Consider the following 18826-nt stretch of genomic DNA (forward strand, 5'->3'; position numbering starts at 1 on the left):
ATTAGTGTACTACCTCCGCTTTTGGCATTTGTTCTGCTGTAAATGTCATAGATTCGATAACACGTACCATGGCTTCTGCTGTATCTAAAGATGTTAGACAAGGAACACCATTTTCTACAGACTCACGACGAATTCGGAAGCCGTCACGAGCTGGTTGCTTGCCTTTTGTTAAAGTGTTGACAACAAGCTGAGCTTCCCCATTTTGGATAAGGTCAATCAATGTTTGTCCTTTCGCCCCAATCTTGCCTACTACATCAGTTCGTACGCCTGCTGCTTCAAATGCTTTTGCTGTACCTTCAGTTGCTACAATGCGATAGCCTACTGTTGAGAAGCGTTTTGCTAATGCAATCGCTTCTTCCTTATCTTTATCAGACACAGTGAATAATACTGTACCTTCTGTTCGTATTTCCATACCTGCTGCAACTAAGCCTTTATAAAGAGCTTTTTCTAATGTTGCATCTTTCCCCATTACTTCACCAGTAGATTTCATTTCAGGTCCTAATGTAATGTCTACACGTCGTAATTTAGCGAATGAGAACACTGGTACTTTTACAAATACGCCTTTTTGCTCAGCTGCTAGGCCTGTTGGATAGCCTTGCTCTACAATGGATTTGCCAAGGATTGCTTTTGTTGCAATATTAGCCATTGGGATATTTGTAATCTTACTTAGGAACGGTACTGTACGTGATGAACGTGGGTTCACCTCGATAACAAATACTTCGTTTTGTGAAATGACATATTGGATGTTCATTAAGCCGATGATGCCTAGCCCCTTCGCAAGACGAGTTGTATAGTCAACTAATGTATCTTTTTGTGCCTGTGTTAATTTTTGCGGTGGATAAACAGAGATTGAGTCACCAGAGTGAACTCCTGCACGCTCGATATGCTCCATAATTCCTGGTATTAACACATTCTCACCGTCACAGATAGCATCTACTTCAATTTCCTGTCCTGTTAAGTAACGGTCTACTAATACTGGATGATCTGGAGATGCCTCTACCGCGTTTTCCATATAGTGCTGTAATTCTTCTTGGTTATAAACAATTTCCATTGCACGTCCACCAAGTACATAAGAAGGGCGGACAAGCACTGGGAAGCCTAGACGCTCACCAATGGCAAGAGCTTCCTCTGTAGAAACCGCTGTTTCTCCTTGAGGTTGTGGAATATCTAATTCACGTAGCGCCTGCTCAAATTTATCGCGGTTTTCTGCACGGTCAATATCCTCAAGAGACGTACCTAAGATTTTCACACCATTAGCAGCTAATTTATCAGCAAGGTTAATAGCCGTTTGACCACCGAATTGAACAACAACACCAATTGGTTGTTCTAAGTCGATAATATGCATAACATCCTCAATTGTTAATGGTTCAAAATATAATTTATCGGAAATTGAGAAATCTGTTGACACTGTTTCTGGATTTGAGTTAATGATGATCGCTTCATAACCTGCTTCTTGAATCGCCCATACTGAGTGTACTGTGGCGTAGTCAAATTCTACCCCTTGGCCAATGCGGATTGGACCTGAACCGAGTACCACCACAGAAGGTTTTTCTGACTTAATCGATTCATTTTCGTCTTCATAAGTGCCATAGAAATATGGTGTTTCTGATTCAAATTCTGCTGCACATGTATCCACCATTTTATAGACTGGCATAATACCATGCTCTTTACGATAAGCATACAGTTCTTCTGGTGTTGTTTCCCAAAGCTCAGCAATTTTCTTATCTGCAAAGCCTAAACGTTTAGCTGTTCGTAGTACGTCTTTATCATTCTTATTGTCAGCAAGCGTTTGTTCCATATCCACAATATTTTTAAATTTATTTAAGAAGAATAGATCGATTGCTGACCATTCATGAATTTGTTCAATTGTTACACCTCGACGTAAAGCTTCACCGATGAAGAATAGACGCTCATCCCCAGCCTTGCGAATGCGTTTTTCAATCCAAGAATCTGAATTTTCTTCAGCATGTTTTAACTCTAAGTGTACTTGACCTGTCTCAAGAGAACGAACCGCTTTTAGCATAGCTTCCTCAAAAGTACGACCTAACGCCATTACTTCACCAGTAGCTTTCATTTGCGTACCAAGATTACGTTTAGCAGATTCGAATTTATCGAATGGCCAGCGAGGAATTTTTGCTACGATATAGTCCAGTGCAGGCTCAAAACAAGCATATGTTGAGCCTGTTACAGGATTTTTAATTTCATCTAACGTTAAGCCTACTGCAATTTTAGCGGCTAGCTTAGCAATTGGATAACCTGTTGCTTTTGATGCTAATGCAGATGATCGAGAGACACGTGGATTTACTTCAATCACATAGTAATTAAAGCTATATGGATCAAGTGCAAGCTGTACGTTACAGCCACCTTCAATTTTTAATGCGCGAATAATATCGAGTGAAATATTACGTAGCATTTGGTTTTCGCGATCAGATAATGTTTGCGTTGGTGCAACAACGATTGAGTCACCTGTATGAATCCCTACTGGGTCAACGTTTTCCATGTTACATACAACGATGGCATTGTCAGCTGCATCACGCATTACTTCGTATTCAATTTCTTTATAGCCTGCGATTGATTTCTCTAATAGACATTGCGTTACAGGTGAATATTTTAAACCCGATGTCACAATTTCTTCTAAGTCTTGATCGTTGTAGCAAATACCGCCCCCTGTACCGCCAAGTGTAAAGGCAGGTCGAACAATGACAGGATAGCCAATTTTCGCAACAAATCTTTTCGCTTCATCTAAGTTATGAATAATATCAGATTCAGGAACTGGAGCTCCTAGCTCATACATTAAATTACGGAATAAATCACGGTCCTCTGCTTTATGGATGGCATCTAATTTAGTACCAAAAATTTCAATCCCAAGCTCATCTAGAATACCTGATTTGTCTAATTCGATCGCCATATTTAGGCCCGTTTGACCACCAAGTGTTGGTAAAATCGCGTCTGGACGTTCTTTACGTAATATACGCGATACAAAATCAAGAGAAATTGGCTCAATATAGACTTTGTCTGCAATTTCTGTATCTGTCATGATTGTAGCAGGGTTTGAATTGATTAAAATAACGCGGTAGCCCTCTTCTTTTAATGAAAGACATGCTTGTGTTCCTGCATAGTCAAATTCTGCTGCTTGTCCGATAACAATTGGGCCTGAGCCGATTACTAAAATAGTTTCAATATCTGTACGTTTAGGCATGTTGTTTCCCCTTCCCTGCTTCTACTTCCATCATTTCGATGAATTCATCAAATAAGTGGTTTGAATCTTCTGGACCTGGTGATGCTTCTGGGTGATATTGCACTGTGAAAATTGGATATTTTTTATGACGCACACCTTCACATGTTCCATCATTTAACGCGATATGTGTTAATTCTAACTCTGTATCTTTTAATGATTCGATATCGATGGCATAGCCATGGTTCTGAGATGTTAAATCTGTACGACCTGTGCGTAAATCTTTTACTGGATGGTTACCACCACGGTGTCCAAACGGTAATTTAAAGGCTTTTGCACCACTTGCTAAAGAAAAGATTTGATGGCCTAAACAAATACCGAACATTGGCACTTTTCCAATTAAGTTACGTACTGTTTCAATGCCTTCTTGAACATCTTCAGGATTTCCTGGTCCATTTGACAGCATGATGCCATCTGGATGCCAAGCTAAAATTTCCTCAGCTGACGTATTATAAGGTACTACTAGCACATCACAATCACGTTTGTTTAATTCACGTAAAATCCCATGCTTCATTCCATAATCAATTAGGACAACTCGTTTACCACGCCCTGGAGATGGATAGGCCGCTTTTGGTGATACTTCACGAACATGGTGCGTAATGGCTGGCGTTGCTTGTAATTGTGCTACTATTTCATCCACATTTACTTCTTCATCAGCAGCTGTCAAAATCGCTTTTACGGAACCTTTACTACGAATAATACGTGTTAATTTTCGTGTATCAATTCCTTCAATTCCTGGGATATCCTTTGATGTCAAATAATCATCTAAAGTTAAATCACAGCGGAAATTTGAAGGATTTTTAGCTAATTCACGCACAACAAATCCACGAATAGCTGGCGTAATCGATTCAAAGTCATCACGGTTAATGCCGTAATTACCAACTAAAGGATAAGTTAAAGTGACAATTTGTCCATAGAATGAAGGATCTGAAATCGTTTCCTGATAACCCGTCATCCCTGTTGTGAAAACAACCTCACCTTGTGAAGCGCGCTCGCTACCAAATGCTGTACCTGTAAATACTGTGCCATCTTCTAAAACTAGTAAACGTTTTTTCATTACTCTGCCTCCTGATATACGATATTGCCTTCAAAAATCGTTAGTACTGGCCAACCCTTTGCCACCCAGCCGTTGAATGGTGTATTACGACCTTTTGATACAAAGCCTTCTGCATCAATCGTTTGTTCTTTTTGAGTATCAATTAAAATCATATCCGCTGAAGCACCCACTTCTAATGTGCCATATGGCAGATCAAAAATCTCAGCTGCTTTCACTGTCATCCAATCAACTAATTGTTTTAACGTCCACTTTCCTGTTTCTACAAACTGTGTATAAAGTAGTGGGAAAGCTGTTTCGAAACCTACAATACCAAATGGTGCGCCAACCATACCGCAGCATTTTTCTTCTACTGTGTGTGGCGCATGATCTGTTGCAATGCAGTCGATTGTGCCATCAAGTAGTGCTGCATGTAGAGAATCTTTATCATCCGCTGCGCGTAATGGTGGATTCATTTTCCAATTAGCATCATCAGATGGAATATCCATCTCTTCTAGTAATAAATGATGTGGACAAACTTCTGCTGTGACACGGATTCCTGCAGCCTTTGCATCTCTTACCGCACGCACTGATTCCTTCGTCGATACGTGACAAACATGGTAACGAGCGCCTGCTGCTTCTGCAAGTAGTACATCTCGTGCAATTTGTACGGATTCACAAATGGAAGGTATTCCTGGGAGGCCTAGCTCTTTATTACGCTTTCCTTCATGCATCACACCATCATAGATTAATGAGTTGTCCTCACAATGTGCTACAACGACCATATCGTGCTGGGCCGCATCTTTCATTTGCTCATACATCGTTGAGGCTAGCTGGATACCAACACCATCATCTGAGAATGCCACTGCTCCATGTGCTTTTAATTCTTCAATATTTGTTCGAACCTCACCCGATATATCCTTTGTTAGGGAACCGTATGGGAGTACTCGAATAACCGCACTGTCCTTAATGAGCCCATTGATAAGTTGCATGTTTTCAACCGAATCAGGTACTGGCTTAGTATTAGGCATTGCGCAAATTGTCGTAAAGCCGCCTTTTGCTGCTGATGCCGAACCTGTTGCAATGGTTTCCTTATGCTCAAATCCTGGCTCTCGTAAATGTGTATGAACATCGATAAAGCCTGGTGCTACGATTAAACCATGTCCTTCAATCAGTTCTGCACCTGCTACAGTCACATCTTGACCAATAGCCGTAATCTTTCCGTCTGCCATTGCAATATTGACTGTCTTCAATTCACCTTGTTCATCTAGCATTTGTACATTTTGAAGTACCTTTGTCATGTTATTCTCTCCCCTTTAAAATGGTTTCCATAATAGCCATCCTTGTGTAAACACCGTTCCGCACCTGTTCAAAAATTCGAGAGCGATCACACTCGACTAACTCAGAAGCAATTTCGACATCACGATTGACGGGTGCTGGATGCATAATAATGGCCGATTCTTTCATTTGCTTTTCTCGTTCAATTGTTAAACCAAACTCTTGATGGTAACCTTCCTTTGAGAAGCTTTTATTTACTTTATGACGTTCATGTTGCACACGTAGTAACATAATGACATCACTTATTTCGATCAGATTATCCCATGAATGGTGCGCTTCAAAACCGCCAGACCATTCTTCTGGGCAAAGGAAATGAACATTTGCCCCTAAATTTTGTAATGCTGTTGCATTTGATTTCGCTACTCGACTATGAGAGATATCTCCTGCAATTGTGACATTCAACCCTTCGAAATAGCCAAACTCTTTTTTGATGGTATAAAGATCCAATAAGGATTGTGAAGGGTGTTGCCCAGCACCATCTCCTGCATTAATAATCGCTACGTTGATACCATTCAGCAGCTCATTGTAATACTCATCTTCTGACGCTCGAATGATGACAGCATCTAAACCAATCATTTCCAATGTTTTGACCGTATCGTACATCGTTTCCCCTTTTGTAACACTCGAAAACCCTGCATCAAAAGGGATAACATGACAGCCAATTTTGTATTCTGCCATTTCAAAGCTTGTTTTTGTACGAGTACTTGGTTCAAAGAATAGGTTGGCCACTTTGTGTGTGCGAGATAACGATGATGTTTCACCATTTTCAAATGCTTGCGCAAGATCTAGGATTTGGTTAATCTCTTCTGTTGTTAAATGTTCCATCGATAATAAGTTCTTCATCATGTGACCTCCATTAGGTTGTGAATCGTGAACGTCTTTGTCTGACGTTCTCTGTATATAAAGTAAAAGCCCCGTTGATGTCATCAACGAGGCATGAGGAGGCGTGACAAACTACAGCAAGACATACATCCTACTTCAGCCTGTCCACAACTTCCCTTTTTTTGCCTCTCTGGACAATTCATTAAAAGGTACTACTATGAATCTTTATTTTGATTGTATTGTACGGGTATATCAGCTTCTTTTTTACCTGGTAGAATCGCATTCAATAGCACACCAATAATCGCTGCTAGGGCCATTCCTTCAACACTCAATGATTCTGAGATAACAAACTTGGCACCGCCAATACCAATGACTAAAATCACTGAAGCAATTACTAGGTTACGACTGTTACCAAAATCAATATGATTATCTACTAGCATACGTAAGCCACTTGCTGCGATAATTCCGAAGAGTAAGATGGAGACCCCACCAAGTACTGCGGTTGGAATCGTTGCAATTACGGCCATTGCTTTCCCGAAGAATGATAGTAAGATAGCAACCACTGCTGCACCTGCAATAACGTAGATACTGTATACTCGAGTAATGGCTAGTACACCAATATTCTCACCATACGTTGTTTTCGGAGGGCCTCCGATTAAAGCACTCACAAATGTGCCAAGTCCGTCACCTAGTAGCGAACGGTGTAGTCCTGGCTCTTTAATATAATCCCGATCTACTACTTTTCCTAATACCAGTTGATGACCAATATGTTCTGAAATTGTTACAATAACGATCGGTACCATGATAAGTAGAATTTTTGTTGTTATTTCAAACTCATAATGCACACCCGGTATTAAGAAATCAGGCATAGCGAAGAATTTTGCTTTGGCAATCGGTGTATAGTCTACTATGTCAATTATCATGGAGTAAATGTAACCTACAATTAGGCCCATCAAAATTGGCATAGTGCTTAAAATTCCTTTAAAGAAAATCGTAAAGATGATCGCTGTAAAGACCGTAACTAAAGCAGCTGAGAAGTGTAAAAAGCTATACTCTCCATTAACGTTCATTGCCATATTCACAGCCGTACCAGAAAGTCCAAGCCCAATTACCATAATTACTGGACCTACCACAATCGGTGGCAAGATTTTCATAATCCACTTATAACCACTTTTCCAAATGATTAAGGATACAATTCCGTACGTAATGCCGACAGCCATAGCACCGATCATGGCATTGCCTGGGTTTACACTCGAACCGTCTTCATTTAAACCACCTGCAGCAAGTAGGATTGGTGCAATAAAGGCGAAGGATGAGCCTAAATAAGCCGGTACCTGGAATTTCGTAATTAATAGGAAGAATAATGTAGCAATTCCGCTTGTTAAAAGGGCAATCGCTGGACTAAGACCTACTAACTGCGGTACTAAAATCGTTGAACCAAACATCGCAAACATATGCTGGAAACTTAATGTCACTAGCTGGAGCGGGGTCGGTTTATCCTTAATATCTAAAACTGCATTTGACATACTGTTTCCTCACTTTATTGTTCGTCTTCTTTGTAAATAATGACGCAATCTTCTCCGTCTACTTCTTGTAAATTGACAACAATGCGCTCAGAGCCAGAAGTTGGAACGTTTTTTCCCACATAGTCTGCTCTAATTGGTAGCTCTCGATGTCCTCTATCTACTAGAACAGCTAGTTGAATTTGTGCAGGTCTTCCTAAATCCATTACAGCATCTAGAGCTGCACGTACTGTTCGACCTGTATAAAGTACATCATCTACTAAGATGATTTTTTGATTTTTCACTTGATACTCGATATCAACTTGTTCTACATGTGCTTGTTCGTTTTCATGTTTCGTTGTTAAATCATCTCGGTAAAGTGTAATATCAAGTTCCCCTGTACGAATCGGTTTACCTTCAATTTTTTCAATTCGCTGCGCCAAACGTCTGGCTAGAAAGGCACCTCGTGTTTTAATGCCAACTAAAATACATTCATCGATTCCTTTATTACGTTCAATTATTTCATGGGCAATACGTGTTAATGCTCGTGTCATTGATGGGCCATCTAATAATTCATTTTGTGCCATATTCGTATCCTCCTCTCTTCAATCTATTATCGGCCATGTGTCCATAAAAAAACCTCTCGAGGCGAATAGCCTGAGAGGGTTGTATACGTGTCGAAAAAGCATGTTGGAAAAATTTGCAGCACAAATTTCCACAACACTATCACATGTCCCTTCTCAGCCTCTCTGGACTGCCATTAAAGGTGAATATTTAGTTATGTTGTTCATTCACTGTCGTTAGTATAGACTTTCTTTTCGTATACGTCAATGCCTATTTCGTAAATCATTTAATAATTGTTCATAATCAGCTGGAAGTGGTGTTTCAAACTCCAAGTATTCTCCAGATGAAGGATGATCGAATCCTAAAGTCGCTGCATGTAAAACTTGTCCCCCAAAGTCGATTGTCTTTTTCGGACCATATTTTGGATCTCCAACAAGTGGGAAGCCAATATAATTCATATGCACACGAATTTGGTGTGTACGGCCCGTTTCTAAACGACATTCCACAAGCGTATAGTCACCAAAACGTTCAACAACTTGGAAGTGTGTGACAGCATGTTTACCATTATCGACAACAGCCTGTTTTTGGCGATCTTTTTGGTCACGTCCAATTGGTGCATCAATTGTCCCCTTATCATGTGCAATATGCCCGTGGACAAGAGCAATATATTTACGAGTAACTGTTTTATTCACTAATTGATTGACTAATGATTCATGAGCCGTATCGTTTTTAGCAACCATCAATAAGCCCGATGTATCTTTGTCGATACGATGGACAATTCCTGGTCGTAGTACACCATTAATCCCTGATAAGTCTTTACAATGATACATTAAGCCATTTACCAGTGTACCTCCCATATGGCCCGGTGCTGGATGTACCACCATACCCTTTGGTTTATTCACAACAAGAACATCTGCATCCTCATAAACAATATCTAAATCTAAATTTTCTGCGACAACATCCAATTCTTCCACTTCTGGTACATCAATAGCGATGATGTCACCAGCTTTAACCTTATATTTTGCCTTTACAGCATCACCGTTTACTTTAATGACTCCCTCACTAATCCAGTTCCCAATTTGCGTGCGTGACCACTCAGATTGTAAGCTAGAAAGTGCTTTATCAATGCGCTCTCCTTGCTGCTGTTCTTCGATTGTATATGTTACTTGCGTCATTGTTTCACCTGTTTCTTCTCTTTTTTATCTTCCATAATTAAGCCAATCATCAGCACGACAACCGCTATTGTTAATGCAGCATCTGCCACATTAAAAATAGGAAAATCATAATTAATAATTGGAATTAAAACATCTACAAAATCGACCACTTCTCCTCTAAATAGACGGTCTATAAAGTTTCCTACTGCACCACCAAGCAAGAGCATTAAGCCGACTTGAAAAACAGGCTTTCCCTTTGCTTCTTTATGATAAAAATAGACAATCGCACAGATAACAGCAACTGTGACAATACTAAACAACCACATTTGCCCCTCTAGCATCCCCCATGCTGCCCCTCTATTTCGATGAGACAAAATACCAAACCATGGGTCCCATACAGCAATGCGTTCAGCATATTCCATATTTTTCACAATCAGCCATTTTGTCCATTGATCCAGTAAAACGACAAAAGCAGCTAATCCATAATATTTATACACAGACATTCCTCCGTTCACTCAACATCTTACCTATTCTACCATAACAGTACCATTCACAATAACTAATATCATATCTAAATATGGCTGATTCTAAATCTCTTCAAGAAATATAAAAAGGCTACCCCTATTACGTTTAAGCAATAGAAATAGCCATAACTTATTGGTTAGACAGTTTCAGATTCTTTTGAATGTACTCGCTTCATGAAGTCATTAACATCAGCAGGAACTTTGCGATCTATTAATGACACGATGATAACAGATAAGAAGCCCACAGGTACTGTCACAATACCTGGAATTTTAAACTGCAAGAAGCTTGGTAACGTTCCTGGTAAAAAGATCATCCACATAGACACGCCAAGTCCTATTAATAATCCTGCAATGGCTCCTTTTTCTGTCATGCCTCTCCACCAAATACCTAAAATGAATATTGGGGTAAATGTACTTGCAGCGACAGTAAAAGCGAGCGCCACTAAATGGCCAATGGATGCATCCTTTACAAGTAAACCCAATGCTCCATATAAAATACCTAATAATACAATAGCCACTTTCCCAGCAATAACTCGTTGTTTTTGTGTAATATCCTTTTTCATGATATTGGCATATAAATCATGAGCTAGTGCACCTGAGCTTGTAATAAACAATCCTGAAAGATTGGAGAAAATAGCTGCAAATGCTCCTGCTATAACTAATCCAAGTAGCCATTTGCCACCTAGTGCAAGGGCTGTAGTAGGAATGACCATATTATTCCCACCCAGCACTAAATCACGCATGACTTCCTCACTAGCTGTCCCAGAAATGAAAATAGATCGACCTACAACACCTAAATAAACAGCTAACAAGAAGAACGCGCTTGCAATTCCAATGGCCATGAGTGCAGATTTACGGGCTGCTTTAGCACTTGGGTTTGTATAAAAGCGCAATAAAATATGAGGAAGACCAATTGTTCCTAGCGCTAATCCTATCGTCATACTAATTGTTTGCCAGAACGTGGGGAAATAAAAGCCCGTGCCTGTCCAAGCAGCACCATCAAAATTGATATCATTGCCATCTAAGGCATACGGTGAAGTGCCTGTAATTGGACCGCTAAATGAATGGATGGCTGCTAAAATTTTATCATAATGTAAACCGCCATAAACTGCTGCAATTAACATCACAATAAACGCACCAAGACGAATCCACAACTCTAATGCTTGGTTGATGGTTGTTCCTTTCATACCACCAATACCTACATAAAAAATCATAACAACACAAGTAAATATAATGCCGAATTCATAAGAAGTACCGAAAAACATACTTAAAATCTGTGCAGCACCTAATAATTGGGGAGCTGCATAAAAGCCTGAAATAGCTAACACCACTGCCACAGCTACAAGCCGAGCTCGTCTACTATGAAAACGATAGCCTAAAAAATCTGCAACGGTAAATGCACCAAAACGTCTTAAAGGACCTGCCACAAAAATCGCTAATAATGTTAACCCAATGGAGAAGCAAAAAGCATAATAAGCACCATCATATCCAAGTTGAAATGTTAACCCTGCGATACCCAGAAATGTTGCTGCACTTAAGTAATCCCCACCAATGGCAGACCCATTTGTAAACCATCCGAAGCTTCGGCCACCTACAAAGAAATCCGAAGCTGTTGCATTTCTTTTTGTTAAATACGTAATGTATACAATTGTTCCCATTAAAGCAATGGTCATTAACATCTTTGGTTCTAATAGAGCTTCCATCATTCAACATTTCCCCCTTTGTTCCAACTACTTATTTGCTATATCATATTGCTTTAGACGTTTCTCGTACATGGCTGTGTGAACATATGCAATAATAAATGCCATAGCCATCATTACAATCGTTGTCACAAACCATGTGACTGTCATACCACCCCAGATCTTCTTAAACGCAAATGCTGGCGCAAACCAATTCATAACAGGGATACTAAAAATCAAAATAAAGTAAAATATCGATAAACCTAAACCTGTTGTAAATTCATCTTTCATAATTTTGTTTGTTGTTGCATCTAAAGGTGGTAGATCTTTCACATCAATTGTTCCTGCTTCTACATAGTCATAATCATGACTGCCTACTTCCGCCATAAGCCAACTCCCCCTTTTTTGGTAAGTGAATAATTGTCTGAAATTTCAAATTATTATTCACTACAATTATTCTATTCTATTTCAACTTCAATATAGATATAAAATATTGCTGTATTAGTACAAAAAATTGCTATTTTAAGTTAAAATATTTTTATCTTTTTATTCGTAGGGGGCTGGTAGCATTTTAAAGGTGGTATGGTATATGGAAAGCTCATTTGACAAGCAGCAAATGAGTGAATGGTTAAAAGAGGTTTTACCAAACGCTTTAGAGGAATGTAAAGTGCCAAAGCCAGAAGATGAGGTCATTATTGTCTATGAAGTCAATCGGTTATTTGATTGGGTAAAGATTAATCGATTAAAAAGAAATTATCCTAATAGTATTATTGTCCCGTTTGTTACAGAACACCTTACCTACTCGACTGGTATAGCAATTGAATTAGCTTTACCCGCACTTCTCATAAAACCATTACAAAAATCAAAATTTTTACGAATTGTAAAAAAGCTGTATACGTCCTATCAGGAAAAAAAGGCGAGTACACTTACAATGCTTGAGCTATCACAACAAGTATCCCAACAACATACCTCTCCATTTAGGGAAGCATTTTTAAAACGCCTGATCCGTGGAGAAATTGACAATGAACAAGAAATAATACAATCTGCTTCATTTTTATCGACAAGCTGTATACCTAATATTGTATTTTTAATTCAAGGCTATATTGATGGGGCTAATAAGAAAGCTGTCCCACACGATGCAAGTAGTAGTATTACAACTGTTTTTCGTCAGCACTTTGCTGAGAAGGCCTCATTATCCTTTTTACATTTTGAACGCTATTTATTACTTCTCATGCGAATTCCTACTGACTACAACTCTTTCAAACATTGGACTGAGGGTGAAGCCTGTTTATTAGAGGTTATCGAGACCCTAAAAAGGGATTGTTCTATTCATCTTTTTATGGGGGTTGGAGGTGTATTTCAGGATGCTATGCAAGTGAAGGAATCCTATAGCCAGGCTAGAAAAGCACGTAGAAAACCACCTATCCATAATATACACATCCGATATTACGAAGATTTAACAAAGCATGAGCAGCTGCAAAAAGCTATTCAGTATATTGAAGAACATTACGACGAACAACTGACCATTCGTGATGTTGCAAAATATATTAACTTTAGCCCAACTCATTTTAGTAGACTATTTAAAAAAGAAACAGGTCGTAATTTTGTTGACTATGTTGCTTATACACGCATTATCAAAACCTTACCTTTTTTACGCAAGTACGACTACACCATAGAAAAAATCTCCTCCACCTGTGGCTTCAATACACCAAATTACTATAGTTTAACTTTTAAAAAATATGTAGGTATATCTCCAACAGACTATCGCAATACGACAGAAATTTTATTTAAATAATGGAAAAGAATCTGCAAAACTTCCATGAAAAAAGCAAGCCTCCAACAAGGAGACTTGCACATCCTCTACATTAAAATGCAGATTCTTGTTATTTATAGATTAAACGTAATACTTTTCTACAACTTCTGCACAGCGAGCACATACTGTAGGTTGTGCTTCATTTGAACCAACTGTTTCAGAAATTGACCAGCAACGCTCACATTTCTCACCTGTAGCCTTCTCAACAACAATGGAAACATGCTCAAGTGTTAAAGCTTCAGCAGGTGCCTCCTCGATAGCAGCTACCTCAAAAGCTGAAACGATGGAAAGTTGTGCAAAGTCAATGTTGGCATCGTTCAATAATGCGACAACATCTTCTTTCGCGTAGACAGTGACTTTTGCTTCAAGTGATTTACCAATTGTTTTCGCATTACGTGCTTCCTCTAATGCTTTTAAAATATCATCGCGTACATCAATAATTTTTTCCCATTTTGTACGTAGGCTGTCAAAATTCGCTTGAACATCTACCTCTGGGAAATCTGTTAATTGAACAGAAACTTCTTCTACAATACCTTGAGCATGTAGATAAGACCACATTTCATCTGTTGTATGTGGGATAATTGGTGTCATGATTTTTACTAATGTCATCAATGTATCATAAATAACTGTTTGCATCGCACGACGATCCTTATTGTCATGACCCTCGATATAGACTACGTCTTTGGCAATATCAAGATAGAATGAAGATAACTCTACAGCAACGAAATTATTGACTACATGATAGACAGCAGCAAAATCATAGCGATCATAGGCAGCACGCACAGTTTTTAAGACATCCTGTAAGCGCATATACACATATTGATCCATTTCACGAAGCTCAGCATAACTTACACGATCTTTCGTAGGATCGAAATCAGCAATATTGCCGTGTAAGAAACGGAAAGTATTACGAATTTTACGATACACTTCAGATACTTGCTTTAACATATCCATAGAGATGCGCACATCTGCTGTATAATCAACAGAAGCAACCCATAAACGAAGTATGTCTGCTCCATACTGATCCATTACTTTTTGCGGAATAATCACATTCCCTAAAGATTTACTCATTTTACGTCCTTCACCATCAAGTACAAAACCATGTGTTAAAAGTCCTTTGTATGGTGCATAGCCGTTAATAGCTACAGATGTAATAAGAGAGGAATTAAACCAACCACGATGTTGGTCAGAACCCTCTAAATAGAGATCAGCTGGATATTTCATACCACGTTCTACTAGTACACCTTGGTGTGATGAACCGGAATCAAACCAAACATCCATAATATCATTTTCTTTTGTAAATTCGCCGTTCGGGCTACCTGGATGTGTAAAGCCTTCTGGTAATAACTCTTTTGCTGTTTTTTGGAACCAAATATTTGATCCATTCTCACGGAATAATGCTGAGACATGACTAATTGTTTCAGGTGTAATAATAGGTTCACCATTTTCAGCATAGAAAATCGGAATCGGCACACCCCACGCACGTTGACGTGAAATTACCCAGTCTCCACGATCACGAATCATATTATAAAGACGAGTTTCTCCCCAAGCTGGTGTAAATGCTGTTGCTTTTACAGCCTCTAATAACTCCCCACGGAATGCTTCAACAGATGCAAACCATTGTGGTGTCGCACGATAAATAACAGGCTTTTTCGTACGCCAGTCATGTGGATAGGAGTGCGTAAAGAAATCAAGCTTTTCTAACGCTCCTACTTCTTTTAGTTTTTCTGTGACGAGTTTATTCGCATCATTATAAAACACGCCTTCAAAGCCAGGTGCTTCATCTGTATAACAGCCACTATTATCAAGAGGGCTAAGAATACCTAAACCGTACTGTTTACCAATATGATAATCGTCTTCACCATGCCCTGGGGCTGTATGAACACAACCTGTACCCGCTTCAGCAGTTACGTGTTCACCTACCATAATAAGCGATTCACGATCGTAGAATGGATGTTGTGCTACAATACGATCTAATGCCTCTCCTTTTACCTCTTGTACAACCTCATAGTCTACCCATCCAAGCGTAGTTGCCACTGACTCTAATAACTCTTTGGCAATGATGAATTTTTTATTAGCCACTGCAACTACTACATAGATAAATTCAGGATTCAAAGAAATCCCTAAGTTTGCTGGTAATGTCCATGGTGTTGTTGTCCAAATGATAAATTTAGCATCTGCTGGAACAACACCCTTCGCATCCTTAATTGCAAAGCTTACATAAATGGATGGAGATTTGATGTCCTTATATTCAATTTCAGCTTCCGCCAAAGCAGATTCAGAAGAAGGAGACCAATAAACCGGCTTTAACCCTTTATAGATATAACCTTTTTCCGCCATTTTACCGAATACTTCAATTTGACGAGCTTCAAACTCAGGCTTTAATGTAATATATGGATTTTCCCAATCACCTCGAATGCCTAGACGGCGGAATTGGGCACGTTGATTGTCAATTTGCTCATAAGCATACTCTTCACAAAGTTGGCGGAATGCTGCTACTGACATTTCTTTACGTTTTACACCTTTGTTAGTCAATGCTTGCTCAATTGGTAAACCATGTGTATCCCAACCTGGAATATAATTGACATGGTAGCCAGTCATGGAGCGATGACGTGTAATCATATCCTTCAATACTTTATTTAGAGCATGACCTATATGGATATCACCATTTGCATAGGGAGGACCATCATGTAGAACAAATTCTGGTCGACCTTCCGTACGCTCCATCTGTAATTTGTTAATATCCATGCCATTCCATTTTTCTTGCATTTTTGGCTCATTTGCCGGTAAATTTCCACGCATTGGGAAATCTGTTTTTGGCATTAATAAAGTATCTTTGTATTCAACCATTAAAATTCCTCCTTTATTTTACACAAACAGGTAGACATTTTTCTCATAAGACAGTTATTGGCAAAATTATCTAAAACGATTCGGAAACAAACAAAAAAAGCCCTCAATCCCACTAAGGGACGAGAAGCTTCTACTCGCGGTACCACCCTAATTGTAGTACAAAAATTTGCACTACCTCTTAAAAGCACGTTTAACGTCGTGCATCACGAAATAACCTACTTTTTTCAGTTATTTAGCTCAGAAGTGATGTTCAATGCTAGTTGTATGTTTGGGCTCTCACTGTCCCCAAATCGCTTAACAACGCCTAACAAATACTGTCTTCGTCTCTGCTTTTATGCATATCTGTTCAAAATAATTACTATTACAAAGTATATGAAATTCAAACAATCGCGTCAAGTTTCATTTGTCAATTACAGCAATTAAAAAGAAAAGTTAAATATCCTCAGAATCCTGTGCTTCTTCAACAGATGCTTGAATTTCTGTTAAATCGATATCATATTGCAGCAAATGATCCCAGTCATCTGCATTAAGTAAATCCAGCTGTGCTTCTACAAGCATCTTGAAACGATTACGAAATACCTTAGATTGCTTTTTAAGCTCATCAATTTCAATCGTCACCTTACGAGCCTTCGTCAAAGCTTCATTGACAATTCGATCAGCATTTTTTTCAGCTTCTTTTACAATGAGCTTTGCCTCTTTTTGAGAATTTCTTCTCACTTCATCAGCCGCTTCTTGTGCAACGACAATAGACTTCTGCAAAGTTTCTTCTAAGGTGTTGAAATGCCTCGCTTGTTCTAAAGCCATCTCTAATTGCTTATCAACCTCTTTTTTTTCACGAAGCAGAATTTCATAGTCTTTAATAATCTGATCTAAAAATTCATTTACTTCATCTTCAGCATAACCTCTGAAGGCTTTTGTAAACTCCTTATTATGTATATCAATAGGTGATAATGGCATACAATCCTTCTCTCCTTTACATGTACATTCGTAATTCCTATTATACAATTGTTCCGACAACTTAGCAGTAAAAATTAATGAAATTTACTTCACTTTCAGCTTTTTTGGGCCAATCGACCGATTTGAAGACGGATTTTATCTTTTTTTGTTCGGCCTTCAGTCATAATAATTTTCACCCGACCACTTCCACGTATCGATAAAATATCTCCCTCTTGTAATTCAAAAGCAACTGTATCTCTTTCTGTCCAATTTACACGAACTTTTTTCCCAGTAATTAAAGCTTGAGCTTTTTGGCGTGATACATTTAATACAGTCGCAATTATTACATCTAAGCGCATGGAAGATACTGTATGAGATTCCTCCAACCATTCTTCCTCATTTACAATAAGGGAATCCGCTTCTTTTAAAGACTCAATATGCACCTTAACTTTACCAATACCTGTTAAATGTAATCGAACGTATTCTGCTACCTCTTGAGCTACAACGAATTGCACCTGCTGATCATTTACACGAATATCACCAAATTTGCCACGGTTTAAACCTAATGAAAGCAACGCACCTAAAACATCAGGATGTCGTAATTGGACAAATTTCACTGGATATTGAATCGTAAATGCCACTAACTGAAAGTCTTCTTCTATTGCTTCATAGTAAGTAGGAAAAATAAGCATACGCTGCCTCTCCGCCTCTTCAAATAAACCTGTGCATGCAGTTTTTAGGGTATCATTTTGCCCGATAATCGATGTCACAATAAAACGTTGTCTTGGATCAAGAAAATCTGTCAGCTTAGGCGCATAACGATCTTCAACCTCACGCTGCCAGCTTATTACCTGTTCAATAAAGGGCTGTTCATCTTTTCGAAAATGCTGGATTAAGTGTTCCATCTTGTTGTCTCCTCTTTCACTAGTTCCATTTTGCTTTGTTAGTTGGAAACTTAGTATTCCCAATTAATGACGTTTGAACGTCATTGTTTTAAATTTTTTATTAGTCGCTTTAGTAGCATAGAAAATTAAAATAAATAAAAAATCCCCACCAAAACGTGAGGATTTACTTCTAAGCGAACATAAAATATATTTTCTGAATGACTATATAAAGCCCTCTTTCTATAAAATTCAGCATAAAGATGGCCACAATTGGCGAAATATCAATCATACCAAGAGGCGGAATGAATTTCCTAAAAATACCTAAATATGGCTCACAAACTTTTTCAAGCATGCGACCAATTGCTGAATTTTGAGCGGCAGGCACCCAAGACATTAAGATATATGCAATTAGCATGAATGAGTAAATCTTAAATGCTAATGATACATAACCAAGTATAATAAAAAAAGTCATATAAACTACAATCCTCGCTA

General features: G+C 38.7%; 15 protein-coding genes and 1 other annotated feature. Of the genes, 1 reads left to right on the forward strand and 14 read right to left on the reverse strand.

The annotated features are described in order from the left end of the window. Nucleotide 1 precedes the first annotated feature (1 nt). The 10 genes from carB to ACMGGO_RS18040 form a co-directional block, all read right to left on the reverse strand. Complete coding sequence (gene carB / locus ACMGGO_RS17995) at nt 2-3199, reverse strand: carbamoyl-phosphate synthase large subunit (protein WP_420282116.1); 3198 nt, start codon at nt 3197-3199, stop codon at nt 2-4. Beyond that, complete coding sequence (gene carA, locus ACMGGO_RS18000) at nt 3192-4292, reverse strand: glutamine-hydrolyzing carbamoyl-phosphate synthase small subunit (RefSeq protein ID WP_115673785.1); 1101 nt, start codon at nt 4290-4292, stop codon at nt 3192-3194. Before carA ends, carB begins: the two co-directional genes overlap by 8 nt. Beyond that, a complete protein-coding gene (locus ACMGGO_RS18005) occupies nt 4292-5569 on the reverse strand; it encodes a dihydroorotase (protein WP_103117551.1) in 1278 nt (425 codons plus the stop codon). The genes carA and ACMGGO_RS18005 overlap by 1 nt, the downstream gene beginning before the upstream one ends. Before the next feature lies 1 nt (nt 5570). Next, complete coding sequence (locus ACMGGO_RS18010; RefSeq protein WP_048394636.1) at nt 5571-6449, reverse strand: aspartate carbamoyltransferase catalytic subunit; 879 nt, start codon at nt 6447-6449, stop codon at nt 5571-5573. Nucleotides 6450-6643: 194 nt separating this feature from the next. Continuing rightward, nucleotides 6644-7954, reverse strand: a complete 1311-nt coding sequence (locus ACMGGO_RS18015; protein WP_054549867.1) for a uracil-xanthine permease family protein — start codon at nt 7952-7954, stop codon at nt 6644-6646. Between the two features lie 14 nt (nt 7955-7968). Then, a complete protein-coding gene (pyrR, locus tag ACMGGO_RS18020) occupies nt 7969-8517 on the reverse strand; it encodes a bifunctional pyr operon transcriptional regulator/uracil phosphoribosyltransferase PyrR (protein WP_004227349.1) in 549 nt (182 codons plus the stop codon). 240 nt (nt 8518-8757) lie between these two features. Next, on the reverse strand, nt 8758-9669 hold the full coding sequence (locus ACMGGO_RS18025) for an RluA family pseudouridine synthase (protein WP_054549866.1): 912 nt from the start codon (nt 9667-9669) through the stop codon (nt 8758-8760). Beyond that, the gene (gene lspA, locus ACMGGO_RS18030; protein ID WP_004227346.1) at nt 9666-10145 is read right to left on the reverse strand and encodes a signal peptidase II; all 480 of its coding nucleotides are present in this window, start codon (nt 10143-10145) and stop codon (nt 9666-9668) included. The genes ACMGGO_RS18025 and lspA overlap by 4 nt, the downstream gene beginning before the upstream one ends. A gap of 164 nt (nt 10146-10309) precedes the next feature. Further along, a complete protein-coding gene (locus ACMGGO_RS18035; protein ID WP_004227344.1) occupies nt 10310-11878 on the reverse strand; it encodes a cation acetate symporter in 1569 nt (522 codons plus the stop codon). A 24-nt stretch (nt 11879-11902) separates the two neighbouring features. After that, nucleotides 11903-12238 carry a hypothetical protein gene (locus ACMGGO_RS18040; protein WP_048394642.1) on the reverse strand — a complete coding sequence of 112 codons (336 nt, stop codon included), beginning with the start codon at nt 12236-12238 and terminating at the stop codon, nt 11903-11905. Between the two features lie 202 nt (nt 12239-12440). Between ACMGGO_RS18040 and ACMGGO_RS18045 the strand changes: the two genes are divergently transcribed. Continuing rightward, a complete protein-coding gene (locus tag ACMGGO_RS18045; RefSeq protein WP_066037185.1) occupies nt 12441-13646 on the forward strand; it encodes an AraC family transcriptional regulator in 1206 nt (401 codons plus the stop codon). A 99-nt stretch (nt 13647-13745) separates the two neighbouring features. Here the strand turns inward: ACMGGO_RS18045 and ileS are convergent, their stop codons facing one another. The 4 genes from ileS to ACMGGO_RS18065 all read right to left on the reverse strand — a co-directional run bounded on the left by ileS (nt 13746) and on the right by ACMGGO_RS18065 (nt 18806). Then, on the reverse strand, nt 13746-16514 hold the full coding sequence (gene ileS, locus ACMGGO_RS18050) for an isoleucine--tRNA ligase (protein WP_103117547.1): 2769 nt from the start codon (nt 16512-16514) through the stop codon (nt 13746-13748). 112 nt (nt 16515-16626) lie between these two features. Beyond that, nucleotides 16627-16850: a binding site (T-box leader), on the reverse strand. A 96-nt stretch (nt 16851-16946) separates the two neighbouring features. Beyond that, nucleotides 16947-17471 (reverse strand): DivIVA domain-containing protein, encoded by a 525-nt coding sequence (locus tag ACMGGO_RS18055; RefSeq protein ID WP_004227329.1) that lies wholly within the window; start codon nt 17469-17471, stop codon nt 16947-16949. A gap of 95 nt (nt 17472-17566) precedes the next feature. Beyond that, complete coding sequence (locus ACMGGO_RS18060; RefSeq protein WP_339280642.1) at nt 17567-18355, reverse strand: RNA-binding protein; 789 nt, start codon at nt 18353-18355, stop codon at nt 17567-17569. Between the two features lie 169 nt (nt 18356-18524). After that, nucleotides 18525-18806 (reverse strand): YggT family protein, encoded by a 282-nt coding sequence (locus ACMGGO_RS18065; protein WP_004227322.1) that lies wholly within the window; start codon nt 18804-18806, stop codon nt 18525-18527. Nucleotides 18807-18826: the final 20 nt, after the last annotated feature.

Origin of the sequence: Lysinibacillus sp. BNK-21 (genome assembly GCF_048684915.1) — a bacterium.
Classification (GTDB): domain Bacteria; phylum Bacillota; class Bacilli; order Bacillales_A; family Planococcaceae; genus Lysinibacillus; species Lysinibacillus capsici.

Coding starts and splice junctions, on each gene's coding strand:
- carB (WP_420282116.1), bottom strand. CDS start 3,199: ATGCCTAAACGTACAGATATTGAAACTATTTTAGTAATCGGCTCAGGC.
- carA (WP_115673785.1), bottom strand. CDS start 4,292: ATGAAAAAACGTTTACTAGTTTTAGAAGATGGCACAGTATTTACAGGT.
- ACMGGO_RS18005 (WP_103117551.1), bottom strand. CDS start 5,569: ATGACAAAGGTACTTCAAAATGTACAAATGCTAGATGAACAAGGTGAA.
- ACMGGO_RS18010 (WP_048394636.1), bottom strand. CDS start 6,449: ATGAAGAACTTATTATCGATGGAACATTTAACAACAGAAGAGATTAAC.
- ACMGGO_RS18015 (WP_054549867.1), bottom strand. CDS start 7,954: ATGTCAAATGCAGTTTTAGATATTAAGGATAAACCGACCCCGCTCCAG.
- pyrR (WP_004227349.1), bottom strand. CDS start 8,517: ATGGCACAAAATGAATTATTAGATGGCCCATCAATGACACGAGCATTA.
- ACMGGO_RS18025 (WP_054549866.1), bottom strand. CDS start 9,669: ATGACGCAAGTAACATATACAATCGAAGAACAGCAGCAAGGAGAGCGC.
- ACMGGO_RS18035 (WP_004227344.1), bottom strand. CDS start 11,878: ATGATGGAAGCTCTATTAGAACCAAAGATGTTAATGACCATTGCTTTA.
- ACMGGO_RS18040 (WP_048394642.1), bottom strand. CDS start 12,238: ATGGCGGAAGTAGGCAGTCATGATTATGACTATGTAGAAGCAGGAACA.
- ACMGGO_RS18045 (WP_066037185.1), top strand. CDS start 12,441: ATGGAAAGCTCATTTGACAAGCAGCAAATGAGTGAATGGTTAAAAGAG.
- ileS (WP_103117547.1), bottom strand. CDS start 16,514: ATGGTTGAATACAAAGATACTTTATTAATGCCAAAAACAGATTTCCCA.
- ACMGGO_RS18055 (WP_004227329.1), bottom strand. CDS start 17,471: ATGCCATTATCACCTATTGATATACATAATAAGGAGTTTACAAAAGCC.
- ACMGGO_RS18060 (WP_339280642.1), bottom strand. CDS start 18,355: ATGGAACACTTAATCCAGCATTTTCGAAAAGATGAACAGCCCTTTATT.
- ACMGGO_RS18065 (WP_004227322.1), bottom strand. CDS start 18,806: ATGACTTTTTTTATTATACTTGGTTATGTATCATTAGCATTTAAGATT.